We start from the raw sequence: 13537 nt of genomic DNA on the forward strand, positions 1-13537 counted from the left end.
GCCCCCTCTGAACTGCTCTGAACTGCTCTGAACTGCTCTGAACTGCTCAGAGTTCGCCTGAAACACCCCCGGAGAGTAAACATGCGCCTTCAGTTAGTCGCGGCCCTGGTCGTGGCGGCCGGACTGGTCGCCACCCCCGCGGAAGCGGCCGCCGCCCGGAACTTCTTCGTCGACTGCCAGGCGCCGGACGGCGGCTCGGGGCGCAACGCCGCCGGGCCGCTGAACAGCCTGGCCGACGTCAACGCCATCACCTTCCGCGAGAAGGACACGATCAAGTTCAGGGCGGGGACCGTCTGCGCCGGCCGGCTCGAACCCGTCGGCTCCGGCACGGCCGCGCACCCCGTCGTCTTCACCTCCTACGGCGAGGGCCCCAAGCCGATCATCCAGGGCGACGGCGGCGAGTGGGCCGTCCACCTGGTGGACAACAGCTACGTGACGCTGGAGAAGCTGCACATCACCAACCCGGCGGCCACCACGGCCAAGCGGACCGGCGTGCAGTACAACTCCACCACCCCCGAGCCGAAGGCCGGGCTGGTCCTGCGGGACCTGGAGATCTCCGACGTCGCCGGCTGGGGCAACAAGACCGGGGCGAACAGCTCCTGGTTCGCCTACTCGGCGGGCATCAGCGTCCAGGCGCTGCCCGAGGGCAAGGTCGGCTACCTCGACGGCATCACGATCACCGGCAACTACGTGCACGACACGGGCGGCGGCGGCATCAAGATCAGCCGTAAGGGCACCGACTACCACCGGAACGTGCTCATCGCCCGCAACACCATCCGCGCGGTCGGCGGCGACGGCATCGTGGTGCACGCCTCGGACCGGCCGCTGGTGGAGCGGAACCTGTTCGACGAGGGCGGCGCCGGGAAATACCCGTACGTAGACGGAAATTTCGCGGGAATGTGGCCGATCAACTCTGTTGACCCGGTATTTCAGTTCAATGAAGTGACCCGGCAGCGGCCCACCATCTTCGACTCCACCGCCTGGGACTGCGACGGCGGCATCAAGGGCTCGTGCGTCTACCAGTACAACTACTCGCACGACAACGCCGGCGGCTTCTACCTCGGCTGCCAGAGCTGCACCGAGTTCCCCAACTACAAGGCCACCGCCATCCTGCGGTTCAACATCGCCCAGGACGACTGCCGCATCGCGGGCAACGCCTCCGGCGACAACACGAGCCCGCTGTGGCTGTACAACAACACGTTCTTCTGCCCCTCGCAGAAGCTCGACGTGGCCGTGCCCACCGGGAACTCGAAGATCGTCAACAACATCTTCTACGCGCCGTCCGGCACGCTGCCCGCGGCCCCCGGCATCGGCTACGACTCCAACGTCTACCACGGCGGCGTGGCCGTACCGGCGGGCGACGCCCGCGCGGTGACCGCCGACCCCGGGCTCGCCGCCCCCGGCACCGCCGACGGCGCCGCCGACGTGGACGGCTACAAGCTGCTCGAAGGCTCGCCCGCGCTCGCGTCCGGCGCGGTCGTGGACGGCCTCGGCGACCGCGACTACTTCGGCAACCAGGTCGCCGGCACGGTCTCGCGCGGGGCCTACAACGGGCCCGCCACCGCGCCGGTCGTGTCCGGCTCGGTCGAGGAGGCGTACAACAACGTCGCGGTCAGCTCCGACCTCAACCCCAACGTCGGCGGCTTCTCCACCAGCGGCCGCAGCTACTCCGGCCAGGCGCTGGAGAAGGCCGGTCTGACGCCGGGCCGGACCGTGAACGTGCTCGGCGCCGACTTCGTCTGGCACCCGCGCCCGTACGGCATGACCGACAACGTCAAGGCCGCCGGGCAGACGGTCGCGCTGCCGGGGCAGGGCGCCCGCCTGGTCCTGCTCGGCGCCGGTGGCCTGAAGGCGCGCGAGGGCGTCTTCAAGGTCACCTACACCGACGGGACGACCGAGGACAAGACCGTCAGGTTCGGCGACCAGTGGGACGCGACCGCGCCCGCCGGGGGCGTGCTCGTGGCCCGCGCCGACTACCACAACATGACGCAGACCAGCTACAAGAACCCGGCCACCGGGCAGACGCGCGAGTCGGGCGTGTCGGTCTTCGGCTACGCGGTGCCGCTCGACGCGTCCAGGACGGTCGCCACGGTGACCTTCCCGGCGGGCAGCCCGCTGGCGAACGCGGGGCTCCACGTCTTCGACATGAAGATCGCGAGCTGACGCCGTGACGAGCACCCCGGCCCTCGGCCGGCCGCGCCGGGCGTCCGGCCCGCGTCCGAGGTTCCCGGCGCGCGGGCGGGTCCTGTGGGCGGCTCTCGCCCTGGCCGGGGTGCTCGTCGTCGGCCTCGCGGTGTCGGGTGAGGAGGCCGGGGGCGGCGGTCCCGCGCGGACGGCGTCCGCGGGCGTGGCGGAGGTGCTCGGGATGCGTCCCGGGGACACGGTCGTCACGTTCGAGGGGGAGCCGGTGAGCGGGGCCGAGGTACTCAGGGCGGCCGAGACCGTGCGCGCCGAGGTGATCTCCGAGTTCGCCGCCCAGGGGCTCGGGCCGGGCTTCTGGGACCGTCCCCGCGACGGCGTCACCCCGGCGCGGCGGCTCAGGGAGCGGGCGGTGCGGGCCGCCGTGCTGGACAAGGCGCGGCGGATCTGGGCCCGCGAGGCGGGCCTGCTCGCCGACGTCAGCGAGCAGGGGTTCCAGCGCGAGCTGGCCGCCGAGAACGCCCGCCGCGCGCAGGCCGCGCGCTCCGGCCGCCCGATCCCGGGCGTGCCCTCCTACGACCAGTACACCTACGCGCAGGTGCGGGCCGCCGAGCTGGACTCGGCGCTCGGCAAGCTGCACGCGGCCACCCTCGACCTGTCCGAACGCCGCCTGCGCGACCGGTACGCCCGCACCGCGGCCCCCGGGGCGCCCCCTTTCGACCAGGTACGCGACACCATCAGGCGGCAGCTCGTCATCGAGGGCTACGAACGGGCCCTCCGGGCGAGAGCCGACTCATGAGCCATCCCGCAGCGGACATACAAGGCTGTTCCGGCTCGTACCATCGACTTCTAAGGTCATGGGGAACTGGTTCCAGAGCAACATCGTCACCACGGGACGGCTGCCGCTGTTCTGTTACTTCGTCACGCTCATCGTGGCCTTCATCGCCACGCGCATCAACGTCCGCCTGATCAGGGCCAAGGTCGGCTGGTTCCGCAACGTGAACGTGGGCGAGATGCACATCCACCACGTCGTGTTCGGCGTCGTGCTCATGCTCATCGGCGGCGTGACCGGGCTCATCGTCAACGGCGCCGCGCAGGCCGGGCAGGTGGTCGCCGCCTGCGTGTTCGGCGTCGGCTCCGCGCTCGTGCTGGACGAGTTCGCGCTGATCCTGCACCTGCACGACGTCTACTGGGAGGAGGAGGGGCGCACCTCGGTGGACGCGGTCTTCATCGCGGTCGCCGTGACCGGCCTGCTCCTCATCGGCCTGCGCCCGCTGACCTGGGACTACGGCACGCCGGTCAACCCGGCGGCGCTGATCGTGGCCAACCTCGCGCTGGCGGTGATCACGCTGCTCAAGGGCAAGATCTGGACCGGGATGGCGGGGCTGTTCCTGCCTTTACTGCTCGTGGTGGGCGCCGTGCGCCTGGCCCGTCCCGGCTCGCCGTGGGCCCGCTGGTTCTTCCGCGGCGGACGCTCGCCCCGCAAGCTGGCCACCGCCGTCCACCGTGAGGAACGCTGGCGGCGGCCGGTCATCAGGGGCAAGATCGCGTTCCAGGAGTTCCTCTCGGGGCGGCACGACCTGCCCTCCAGCCGGCGCGGCCGTCGGCATACTTGACCCATGACACCGCTCGCGCCCCCCCGTCGCGCTCTGATGCGCTTACCGCCGTTCCCCGAGCGCCTGCTGCGGGCCCTGTCGCCGGCCGGCGAGCGGCACGGGCTGCTGCTGGCGGGCGGCCACGCCCTGCGGGCCCACGGCTTCACCGACCGCCTGGTCGAGGGCCTCGACCTGGTGACCGCCGCCGAAGGGCCCCTGCCGTCCGCCGCCGGCGACGTCGTGGCCGCGTTGCGCGCCGGCGGGCTGGTCGCCGAGGTCGCCGAGAGCGCCGTGTGGGCGGCCCGCCTGACCGTCACGGACCCGTCCAGCGGGCGCGACGCCGAGATCGTCCTCACCCGCGAGGCGCTGCGCGAGCCCCCGGTGGTGTGCGACGGCCTGCCGGTGGCGGCCCCGGCGGACGTGATCGGGCTGCGGGTGCGCGACCTGCACGAGAGGGGGCTGCCGGCCGACGTCGCCGACGCGGCCTCGGCGGCGCACGTGTTCTCCTTCCGCGACCTCGAACGCCTCGCCGCCGTCCACCTCGACGACTTCTCGCCGCAGGAGCTGCTCATGCGGCTGGAGTTCGTCGAGCTGATGAGCGACGAACGCTTCGAGGCCCACGGCCTGGACGAACGGCACATCGCGGACATCCGCGCCTTCGCCCGGGAGTGGGCCGAGGACATCAAGCTGCGCAGGGCCGACGACGGCGACGCCGACTACGACGACCCCGACCTGCCCGAGGTCGACTGATCCGGCAGGCCCGGGAGCACCGGCGCGAGCGCCGGGCGCTTGCACACCCGGCCGTCGCCCGACGAGCGGCCCCGCAGCCGCCGGGCGATCCACGGCCCGGCGAACGAGCCCAGCCAGCGGGCCTCGGCCGCCGCCGTGCGCAGGCGGCCGGGCGGCGGGAGCACGGGCAGCGGCAGGTTCCAGCCGTCGTCGCTGCCGGGCAGCTCCAGCGCGTAGGCCACCGACGCGGCGAACCTGGCGTGCCCCGCCGGGCTGGCGTGCAGCCGGTCGGGGCTCCACAGCCGCGCGTCGGTCACCGCCGTGTCGGGGAAGGTGTCCACCAGCGTCACGCCGTGCCGGGCGGCGGCCTCGCGGACGCGGGCGTTGAGGTCGAGCACGCGCGGCAGCAGCGGCCTGGCCAGCGGCGCGATCCGGCCGATGTCGGGGAACGTCACGGTCACCACCCGCGCGCCCGCCCCGGTCAGCGCCGCGAACATGTGCTCCAGGTCGGCCGCGACGGCGGCGGCGTCGAAGCCGGGACGGATGACGTCGTTCATGCCCGCCATGACCGTGGCCAGGTCGGGACGGAGCTCCAGGGCGGCGGGAAGCTGCTCGGCGCGGATCTGGGCGGCCACCCGGCCGCGCACGGCGAGGTTGGCGTAGAGCAGGCCGGGATTGCCGCGGGCCAGGTGCTCGGCGAGCCGGTCGGCCCAGCCGCGGTGGCCGAGGACGTCGTCGCCGTCGCCGAGGCCCTCGGTCTGGCTGTCGCCGAGCGCGACGTAACGGGCGTAGGTCACGGGTTCTCCTCCGGGGTGCGGGCGGCGCGCTCGCCGAGCGTCCTGGCGGTGCTCAGGCACCAGTCGCGCATCTCCCGCTCCAGGCGGCAGCCCGCCAGGCAGGACAGGTACGGGCCGACCCGCTCGCCCTCGCGCAGGAACGACTCCTCGTCGCGGTCGCCGCGCAGGCGCAGCAGGGTCTTCTCGAAGTACGCGAGCTTGGCGGCGGCCTCCCCGGCGCGGTCGAGGAGCTGGGCGATCAGCGGCGCCGGGTCGAGCCGGTCGGCCGCGTGGACCTTGACGGCCAGGTCGTCACGGAGCAGCAAGGGCTTGGCCGGGGCCGCGGCGAAGGCGGCCAGCTCGTCCAGGCCGGCCGGGGTGACCGCGAACAGGCGCTTGTTCGGACGGCCGCGCTGGACCACCTCCCGGCCGGTGACCAGGCCGTCGGCCTCCAGCCTGGTCAGCTCGGCGTAGAGCTGCTGGGGGGCGGCGTACCAGAAGTTGGAGACGCCCACGTCGAAGATCTTGGTGAGCTGGTAGCCGCTGTACTCGCCGTCGAGCAGCGCCGCCAGCACGGCATGCCGCAACGCCATCAGCGACGCTCAAGGACATGACTAGTCATGGACATGACTATAGTGCCGCCGCCGATCCCGGTGCCAGGGGGCCTCGATCGCCCGTGCGTCTCCTTCTCAAGGAGGAGGCGTCAACGAAAGTTGACATACTTTGGTCGTCAATCTAAGTTGACCCTGGCGTGGCGGTGCGGATCGCGCTGCGCCGTTCGTTGGGCAATTTCGAGAAATGTCGTGAGAGGAGTTGGGGTGCTCAAAGAGCTGCTGGCCTATCTCAGGCCGCACCGGAAAGTCCTGATCGCGGGCGGTCTGCTCGGGCTGATCGGCTCGGTGGCGGGGCTGGCGATGCCCCTGCTGGCCAAGTACGTCGTGGACGCCTTCGGAGAGGACCAGTCGCTGGCCGCGCCGCTGTTAGGACTGACCGTGGCGGTGCTCGTGGGAGCCGTCGTCTCGGCCGGCGGCACCTACCTGATGGAACGCACCGGCGAGGGCGTCGTGCTGGGCGCCCGGCGCAGGCTCGTCGACCGGATGCTCCGGCTCAGGGTCGCCGACGTCGACCGGCTCAAGCCCGGCGACCTGATGTCGCGGGTGACGAGTGACACGACGCTGCTGCGCGCGGTGCTGACCAACGGGATCGTGGAGTCGGTCAGCGCGGTCTTCATGCTGGTCGGCGCGATCGTCATGATGGCCACCATGGACGGCGTGCTGCTGCTGGTCACGCTGCTCGTGGTGGTGGTGATCGGCGGCCTGGTCGCGCTCATCATGCCGCGCATCCAGCGGGCGCAGACGCAGGCCCAGGAGGCCGTCGGCGAGATGGGGGCCGTCCTGGACCGGGCGCTGCAGGCGTACCGGACGGTCAAGGCCAGCGGCGCGGAGGAGCGGGAGATCGCGGTCGTCGGGGAGGCGGCCGAGCGCGCCCGCGACCGCGGGCTGCAGGTGGCCGGCTGGACATCGCTGGCCGGCGTGGCGACCTGGATGGCCGTGCAGATCGCCTTCCTGTGCGTGCTGGCCGTCGGCGGGTCGCGGGTGGCCTCGGGCGTGCTGGAGATCTCGTCCCTGATCGCGTTCCTGCTCTACCTGTTCTACCTGGTGCCGCCGATCGGGCAGCTCGTCCAGGGCGCCGTCCAGCTGCAGAACGGGCTGGCCGCGATGCGGCGCATCAAGGAGATCGAGGACCTGCCCGGCGAGCCGGTCAGCGCCGCCGTCCCGGCCGCGAGCACGCCGGTGGGCCTGCGGTTTCAGGACGTCGTCTTCCGGTACGGCGACGACCGTCCCGCCGTGCACGACGGCGTCACCTTCGAGGTGCCCGCCGGCGGGCTCACGGCGCTGGTCGGGCCGTCCGGCGCGGGCAAGTCCACGGTGTTCGCCCTGCTCGAACGCTTCTACGAGCACCAGGACGGCCTCATCTCCATCGGCGGCCGGGACATCCGCGACTGGCCGCTCGGCGAGCTACGGGCCGCGCTCGGCTACGTCGAGCAGGACGCCCCCGTCCTGGCCGGCACGCTGCGCGAGAACCTGCTCTTCGCCGCCCAGGACGCCACCGAGGACGAGCTGCGCCGCGCCGTCACCCGCACCCGGCTCGACGACCTGGTCGCCCGGCTGCCCGAAGGGCTCGACACGGCGGTGGGCCACCGCGGCGTGCTGCTGTCCGGCGGCGAGCGGCAGCGGGTCGCCATCGCCCGGGCCCTGCTGCGGAAGCCCAGGCTGCTGCTGCTCGACGAGGCCACGTCCCAGCTGGACGCGGTCAACGAGCTGCGGCTGCGCGAGGTGATCGCCGAGGTGGCGGCCGAGACGACCGTCCTGGTCATCGCCCACCGGCTGTCCACCGTCACGAACGCCGACCGGATCGTGGTGATGGAGGCGGGCGGCGTACGGGCGGTCGGCACCCACGCCGAACTGGTGGCGGACGACGACCTCTACCGCGAACTGGCCGCCACCCAGTTCCTCACCAGCTGAAGGCCGCAAGGCGGGCGTTTGTCCACCGTAGGCGCAGGCTTCGCCTGCTGCCTGCGGTGGACCGCTGGACGCTTCGGGGACCGTAGGCGCAGGCTGCGCCTGGTGCCTGCGGTGGACCGCTGGACGCTACGGGGACCGTAGGCGCAGGCTTTGCCTGCTGCCTGCGGTGGACCGCTGGACGCGGTCCACCGTAGTCTTCGGGTGACAAAGGTGAATGTGTTCATTCAGGAGGGTCACCATGAGCCGCAGCGTGCGCGCACCGCGAGGCACCACGATCACCGCGAAGGGGTGGCCGCAGGAGGCGGCGCTCCGCATGCTCCAGAACAACCTGGACCCCGAGGTCGCCGAGCACCCCGAGCAGCTGGTCGTCTACGGCGGCTCCGGCCGGGCCGCCCGCGACTGGCCCTCCTTCGACGCCATGGTCAGGACCCTGACCACGCTGGAGGGCGACGAGACGCTGCTGGTCCAGTCGGGCCGCCCGGTGGGCGTCTTCCGCACCCACGAATGGGCCCCCCGGGTGCTCATCGCCAACTCCAACCTGGTCCCCGACTGGGCCAACTGGGAGGAGTTCCGCCGTCTGGAGGCGGCCGGCCTCACCATGTACGGCCAGATGACCGCCGGTTCGTGGATCTACATCGGCACCCAGGGCATCCTCCAGGGCACGTACGAGACGTTCGCCGCGGTCGCCGCGAAGCGGTTCGGCGGCTCGCTGGCCGGCACCATCACCCTCACGGCCGGCCTCGGCGGCATGGGCGGCGCCCAGCCGCTGGCCGTCACCATGAACGGCGGCGTCGCGATCTGCATCGACTGCGACCCCCGCTCGGTCACCCGCCGCATCGAGCACCGCTACCTCGACGTGCAGGCGGACTCCCTGGAGGAGGCGCTGCGGCTGGCCTACGAGGCCCGCGACGCGCGCCGCCCGCTGTCCATCGGCGTCGTGGCCAACGCCGCCGAGGCCCTGCCCGAGCTGCTGGCCGGGGGCGCCGAGATCGACATCGTCACCGACCAGACCTCCGCGCACGACCCGCTGATGTACCTGCCGGTCGGCGTCGCCTTCGAGGACATGGGCGCCGAACGCGACAAGGACCCGGCCGGCTTCACCGAGCGGGCGCGCACGTCGATGGCCCGGCACGTCGAGGCCATGGTCGGCTTCAAGGACGCCGGGGCCGAGGTGTTCGACTACGGCAACTCCATCCGCGGGGAGGCCCAGCTGGCGGGGTACACGCGGGCCTTCGACTTCCCCGGCTTCGTGCCGGCGTACATCAGGCCGCTGTTCTGCGAGGGCAAGGGGCCGTTCCGGTGGGCCGCGCTGAGCGGCGACCCGGCCGACATCGCCGCGACCGACCGCGCGATCCTGGAGCTGTTCCCCGACAACGAGCCGCTGGCCAGGTGGATCGCGCAGGCCGGCGAGAAGGTGCACTTCCAGGGCCTGCCCGCGCGCATCTGCTGGCTCGGCTACGGCGAGCGCAACGTCGCGGGCGAGCGGTTCAACGACATGGTGGCCTCCGGCGAGCTCCAGGCGCCGATCGTGATCGGCCGCGACCACCTGGACAGCGGATCGGTGGCCTCGCCGTACCGGGAGACCGAGGCCATGGCCGACGGCTCGGACGCCATCGCCGACTGGCCGCTGCTCAACGCCATGCTCAACACCGCCTCCGGCGCGGCCTGGGTGTCCATCCACCACGGCGGCGGCGTGGGGATCGGCCGGTCCATCCACGCCGGGCAGGTCACGGTCGCCGACGGCACCGCGCTGGCCGGGGAGAAGCTCAACCGCGTCCTGACCAACGACCCGGGCACGGGCGTGATGCGGCACGTCGACGCGGGTTACGAGGAGGCCGCCGAGGTGGCCGAGGCCCGTGGCGTGCGCATCCCCATGCGCGAGTCCTGACCCCGTCGTCGCCGTCCCCCGCGCGGCGCGGGGGATGAGAATGCCGGTGGCGGAACGTTGGAGGTGGCGTGGCTGACGGATATCACGGTGGGCTCGGCGTGCTGCTCGACGGCCGGAGGTTGTCGCCGGTGCAGCGCAGGATCGCCCATTACCTGGGCGAGCACCTCGACGAGGCGATCTTCCTGTCCAGCGTCGAGCTGGCCGAGCGGGCCGGGGTCAGCCAGCCGTCGGTGACCAGGTTCGCCATGGTGCTCGGCTTCGCCGGCTATCCCGAGCTGCGCCAGGCGCTGCGCCCGCTGGTGCTCGGCGGCGGCGGCGTGGTCGCGCCCCAGGAGAGCCTGCTGCGCAACGCGATCGACAGCGAGATCCGCAACCTCGCCGTGGTCCGCGAGCGGCTGGCCGCCCTCCCGCTCAAGGAGCTGGGCGAGCAACTCGCCGCCACCGAGCCGCTGCCGGTGCTGGGCCTGCGGGTCTCCTGCGGCCTGGCCACCACCTTCGCCTACTACGCCAGGCGCATCCACCCCGACGTGCGCCTGCTCACCCACGGCGGCTCCGAGCTGGTCGAGGGGCTGCACGCGGCGCGGCGGGCGGGCGCGGAGTGGGTGGTGGCGGTGGTGCTCCCGCGTTATCCGGCCGAGGTCGTGCAGGCGCTGGAGTACGCCGGGAAGCTCGGCCTGCGCGTCGCCGCCATCACCGACAAGCCCGGCTTCCCGGCCGAGGTCGTGCTCGACGGCCCGGTCGGGGACCGCCTGGTGTTCGACTCCCACGCGGCCCCCCTGGCCCTGGCCATGGCCCTGGTCGAGGCCATGGCCGACGCCGCGCCGCTGCGTACCAGGGCCAGGCTGGAGGAGTACGAGCGGATGACCGACGAGGCCGGCACGTTCCTACCCGGCGATCCTGCGTAGCGACCGCATCGACCACAGCGTCGTGAGCACCGCGAGCACGATGAACAGCGCGAACGCGATCGGGATCGACGAGTCGCCCAGCCGCCCGGCGAACAGCGCCCGCCCGGCCTCGACCGCGTGGTAGAGCGGGTTGACCGGCGCGATCGCCCGCATCCAGCCGGGCGCGAACGAGATCGGGATGAACAGCCCGGCCAGCAGCATGATCGGCAGCATGAACAGGTTGAGCGTCTGCGACATGCCGTTCTCGTCGCGCACGGTCAACGCCAGCCCCTGCGACAGCCCGGACGCGAACAGCCCGGTGGCCGCCATGAGCGCCAGCACCAGCACCAGCTCGACGCCGCCGATCCGCACGCCCATGGCCACGGCCACGACCAGCACCAGGACCGCCTGGCACACCAGCACGACCATGTCCTTGGCCACCCGCCCGAGCACGATGGCCGGCCGCCAGGCGGGGCTGACGGCGTACCGTTCGAGCGAGCCGTTGCGCAGCTCGGCGATCAGGCCGAACCCGGAGAACAGCGAGCCGAACACGGCGATCATCATCATCGACGCGGGCGTGAACATGCGCAGGGCGTCGACCGTGCTGTGGCCCGGCGTCAGGTCCTTGAGCAGCGGCGCGAACATCAGCAGGTAGAGCACCGGCTGCAGGATGCCGAACAGCGGCCAGACGGGGTTGCTGAAGGACTTCTTCAGCTCGTAGCCGGTGAACAGGGCGATGTGGCGGATCATGCGGCGGCTCCGGTGTCGCGCAGGGACCGGCCGGTCTTGGCCAGGAAGACGTCGTCGAGGGTGGAGCGGTCGAGGGCGATCGAGCGCAGGCCGATGCCCTGCTCCTCAAGGACGCGCAGCAGCGCGGGCAGCGTGTGCTCGCCGTCGTCGACGTAGACGCGCAGGGCGTCCTCGTCCGGGCGGACCTCGCGGGCCAGGGGCCTGAGCGCCTCGGCGGCCCGCTCGGGCTCGGCCAGCCGCAGCGTGACGACGTCGCCGGAGACCTCGCGCTTGAGCTCGCCGGGCGTGCCCTCGGCCACGATGCGCCCGTGGTCGACGATCACCAGCCGGTCGCAGAGCGCGTCGGCCTCGTCGAGGTAGTGGGTGCTGAGCAGCACGCTCGTGCCGGCCTCGCGGAGCTGCCTGATGCGGTCCCAGAGGTTGGCGCGGTTCTGCGGGTCGAGGCCGGTGGTGGGCTCGTCGAGGAAGAGCAGCGGCGGGGCGTGCACCAGCCCCAGCGCGATGGCCACCCGCCGTTTCTGGCCGCCGGAGAGCGTGCGGCCGGGCCGGTCGGCCATCTCGGTCAGGTCGAAGCGGTCGAGCACGTCGGCCGTGGCCTGCTTCGGGTCGGCCACGCCGTGGATCTTCGCGGCCATCATGATCTGGGCGCGGGCGCTCGTGGTGTCCTCCACGCCGCCCGCCTGGCTGACGTAGCCGAGCCGGCGGCGCACGGCCTCGGGCTCCTTGCGCAGGTCGTGGCCGGCGACGACGGCGGTGCCGGAGTCGGGCGTGATCAGCGTGGCCAGCATGCGGATCGTCGTGGTCTTGCCGGCGCCGTTGGGGCCGAGCACGCCGAAGATCTCGCCCTTCTCGACGTCGAGGTCGATGCCGCGCACGGCCTCGACGGTCTGCGAGCCCTTGCGGCTCCTGGTGGTGAACGTCTTGCGTAACTCACGTGCCTCAATGATCATTTCTCTCCTCAGGGCAGTTCGTCCTTCTCGACCCGGCCGATCGCGCCTTCGACCCAGTCGAGCTGGGCCTGGAGCATGGCTTGGGTCAGGCGGAGGTTCTCGTCGAGGTGGCGGGGCTCGCCATAGCGCTGCTTGGTGCCGTACGCGTGGTCGATGGTCTCGATGTTCAGTCGCAGTTGCCGAATCCTGCCATGCAGGGCGTCGAGAATCTCCTGCTTTTTCATCCGGTGCATGAACGTCAGCGCGACCTGGAAGGGGTCGACGACGGGTCTCACCTCGGACCAGCTGTGCATGAGCAGCCGGTGGAACTCGAAGCGGCCGGCCTCGGTCAGCTCGTAGACGACCTTGCCGCCCTTGCCGGCCTCGACGACCGCGAGCAGCCCCTCGTCGGCCATCTTGCCCAGGCCGTGGTAGATCGAGCCGAAGGCGACGTTGGCCCAGGTGTCGGCGCCCATCATCTCCAGCCGGCGGCGTACGCCGTAGCCGTTCATGGGGCCGTCGAGCAGGGAACCGAGGATCAGGATGCGCGTGGACACCGACATGTGCTCAAGTTTGTACTCAAATTTGTATAACCGTCAAGGTCATAAACTCGGCACCATGACTGAACGACCGACTGCGCTGGTCACCGGCGCTTCCCGTGGTGTGGGCGAGGCCGTGGCGCGGGCGCTGGGCCCCACGCATCACGTCATCCTCGGCGGCAGGGACGAGTCCGCGCTCGCCGAGCTGGCCGGCGAGCTGCCCGACGCGCGGCCCTGGCCCGTCGAGCTGACCCGGCTCACCGAGGCCGACGTCAGCGGGGTCGAGCGGCTCGACGTGCTCGTGCACAGCGCCGGGATCGCGCTGCTCGGCCGGATCGCCGACCAGCCCGTCGGCAACTGGCGCACGACCATGGAGCTCAACGTCGTCGCGGTCGCCGAGCTGACCCGGCTGCTGCTGCCCGCGCTGCGCCGCGCCCGGGGGCACGTCGTCTGCGTGAACTCCGGCGCGGGGCAGCGGGCCAACCCCGAGTGGGCCTCGTACGCGGCCAGCAAGTTCGCCCTGCGCGCCTTCGCCGACGCGCTGCGCCTGGAGGAGCCCGAGCTGCGGGTCACCACCGTCTACCCGGGCCGGGTGGCCACCGACATGCAGCGCGGCGTACGCGCCCAGGAGGGCGGCGCGTACGAGCCGGACAAGTACCTCACCCCGGAGAGCGTCGCGCGGGCCGTGCTCGCCACGATCAACGCCGGACCCGACGCCCACCTCACCGAACTGACCATCAGACCGAGCGCGGGCCCGGCCAGCTGACATCTGAATGGATCCAT

The 13537-nt window shown here is 72.1% G+C and carries 13 protein-coding genes; 8 read left to right on the forward strand and 5 right to left on the reverse strand.

Features of this window, described 5'->3' with window-relative positions:
* Nucleotides 1-81: 81 nt before the first annotated feature.
* The 4 genes from ABT158_RS02850 to ABT158_RS02865 are packed head-to-tail and all read left to right on the forward strand — an operon-like array spanning nt 82 to nt 4484.
* A complete protein-coding gene (locus ABT158_RS02850) occupies nt 82-2163 on the forward strand; it encodes a right-handed parallel beta-helix repeat-containing protein (protein WP_352350186.1) in 2082 nt (693 codons plus the stop codon).
* Nucleotides 2164-2167: 4 nt separating this feature from the next.
* Nucleotides 2168-2938: a hypothetical protein gene (locus ABT158_RS02855; protein WP_352350188.1), complete on the forward strand. Its 771-nt coding sequence runs from the start codon at nt 2168-2170 to the stop codon at nt 2936-2938.
* 58 nt (nt 2939-2996) lie between these two features.
* Nucleotides 2997-3755, forward strand: a complete 759-nt coding sequence (locus tag ABT158_RS02860; RefSeq protein WP_352350190.1) for a hypothetical protein — start codon at nt 2997-2999, stop codon at nt 3753-3755.
* A gap of 3 nt (nt 3756-3758) precedes the next feature.
* Entirely contained in the window at nt 3759-4484 is a 726-nt protein-coding gene (locus ABT158_RS02865; RefSeq protein WP_352350192.1) for a hypothetical protein, read from the forward strand.
* On the opposite strand, the gene ABT158_RS02870 is transcribed toward ABT158_RS02865, so the two are convergent.
* Both ABT158_RS02870 and ABT158_RS02875 read right to left on the reverse strand, forming a co-directional pair.
* Nucleotides 4451-5260 (reverse strand): SGNH/GDSL hydrolase family protein, encoded by an 810-nt coding sequence (locus ABT158_RS02870; RefSeq protein WP_352350194.1) that lies wholly within the window; start codon nt 5258-5260, stop codon nt 4451-4453. The genes ABT158_RS02865 and ABT158_RS02870 overlap by 34 nt on opposite strands.
* Nucleotides 5257-5832 carry a PadR family transcriptional regulator gene (locus ABT158_RS02875; RefSeq protein WP_352350196.1) on the reverse strand — a complete coding sequence of 192 codons (576 nt, stop codon included), beginning with the start codon at nt 5830-5832 and terminating at the stop codon, nt 5257-5259. Before ABT158_RS02875 ends, ABT158_RS02870 begins: the two co-directional genes overlap by 4 nt.
* Nucleotides 5833-6057: 225 nt before the next feature.
* Here ABT158_RS02875 and ABT158_RS02880 point away from each other — a divergent pair, with 225 nt between their 5' ends.
* The 3 genes from ABT158_RS02880 to ABT158_RS02890 all read left to right on the forward strand — a co-directional run bounded on the left by ABT158_RS02880 (nt 6058) and on the right by ABT158_RS02890 (nt 10557).
* Nucleotides 6058-7764 carry an ABC transporter ATP-binding protein gene (locus ABT158_RS02880; protein WP_352350198.1) on the forward strand — a complete coding sequence of 569 codons (1707 nt, stop codon included), beginning with the start codon at nt 6058-6060 and terminating at the stop codon, nt 7762-7764.
* A gap of 238 nt (nt 7765-8002) precedes the next feature.
* Nucleotides 8003-9652, forward strand: a complete 1650-nt coding sequence (gene hutU, locus ABT158_RS02885) for a urocanate hydratase (RefSeq protein ID WP_352350200.1) — start codon at nt 8003-8005, stop codon at nt 9650-9652.
* A gap of 68 nt (nt 9653-9720) precedes the next feature.
* The gene (locus tag ABT158_RS02890; RefSeq protein WP_352350202.1) at nt 9721-10557 is read left to right on the forward strand and encodes a MurR/RpiR family transcriptional regulator; all 837 of its coding nucleotides are present in this window, start codon (nt 9721-9723) and stop codon (nt 10555-10557) included.
* Here ABT158_RS02890 and ABT158_RS02895 read toward each other — a convergent pair.
* From ABT158_RS02895 to ABT158_RS02905, 3 genes are read right to left on the reverse strand one after another with little or no spacing between them, the layout of a single operon-like run.
* Nucleotides 10537-11286 carry an ABC transporter permease gene (locus ABT158_RS02895; protein WP_352326831.1) on the reverse strand — a complete coding sequence of 250 codons (750 nt, stop codon included), beginning with the start codon at nt 11284-11286 and terminating at the stop codon, nt 10537-10539. The genes ABT158_RS02890 and ABT158_RS02895 overlap by 21 nt on opposite strands.
* Nucleotides 11283-12233 carry an ATP-binding cassette domain-containing protein gene (locus tag ABT158_RS02900; protein ID WP_502911473.1) on the reverse strand — a complete coding sequence of 317 codons (951 nt, stop codon included), beginning with the start codon at nt 12231-12233 and terminating at the stop codon, nt 11283-11285. Before ABT158_RS02900 ends, ABT158_RS02895 begins: the two co-directional genes overlap by 4 nt.
* 11 nt (nt 12234-12244) lie before the next feature.
* The gene (locus ABT158_RS02905) at nt 12245-12778 is read right to left on the reverse strand and encodes a PadR family transcriptional regulator (protein ID WP_352350206.1); all 534 of its coding nucleotides are present in this window, start codon (nt 12776-12778) and stop codon (nt 12245-12247) included.
* A gap of 55 nt (nt 12779-12833) precedes the next feature.
* Between ABT158_RS02905 and ABT158_RS02910 the strand changes: the two genes are divergently transcribed.
* Nucleotides 12834-13520 (forward strand): SDR family oxidoreductase, encoded by a 687-nt coding sequence (locus tag ABT158_RS02910; protein WP_352350208.1) that lies wholly within the window; start codon nt 12834-12836, stop codon nt 13518-13520.
* The last annotated feature ends 17 nt before the right edge of the window (nt 13521-13537 follow it).

This window comes from Nonomuraea sp. NPDC001636 (genome assembly GCF_040298265.1).
Taxonomy (GTDB): domain Bacteria; phylum Actinomycetota; class Actinomycetes; order Streptosporangiales; family Streptosporangiaceae; genus Nonomuraea.

Excerpts from the sequence above, each read along its gene's own strand:
- ABT158_RS02860 (WP_352350190.1), top strand. The coding sequence starts at position 2,997 with ATGGGGAACTGGTTCCAGAGCAACATCGTCACCACGGGACGGCTGCCG.
- ABT158_RS02865 (WP_352350192.1), top strand. The coding sequence starts at position 3,759 with ATGACACCGCTCGCGCCCCCCCGTCGCGCTCTGATGCGCTTACCGCCG.
- ABT158_RS02905 (WP_352350206.1), bottom strand. The coding sequence starts at position 12,778 with ATGTCGGTGTCCACGCGCATCCTGATCCTCGGTTCCCTGCTCGACGGC.
- ABT158_RS02850 (WP_352350186.1), top strand. The coding sequence starts at position 82 with ATGCGCCTTCAGTTAGTCGCGGCCCTGGTCGTGGCGGCCGGACTGGTC.
- ABT158_RS02910 (WP_352350208.1), top strand. The coding sequence starts at position 12,834 with ATGACTGAACGACCGACTGCGCTGGTCACCGGCGCTTCCCGTGGTGTG.
- ABT158_RS02895 (WP_352326831.1), bottom strand. The coding sequence starts at position 11,286 with ATGATCCGCCACATCGCCCTGTTCACCGGCTACGAGCTGAAGAAGTCC.
- hutU (WP_352350200.1), top strand. The coding sequence starts at position 8,003 with ATGAGCCGCAGCGTGCGCGCACCGCGAGGCACCACGATCACCGCGAAG.
- ABT158_RS02875 (WP_352350196.1), bottom strand. The coding sequence starts at position 5,832 with ATGGCGTTGCGGCATGCCGTGCTGGCGGCGCTGCTCGACGGCGAGTAC.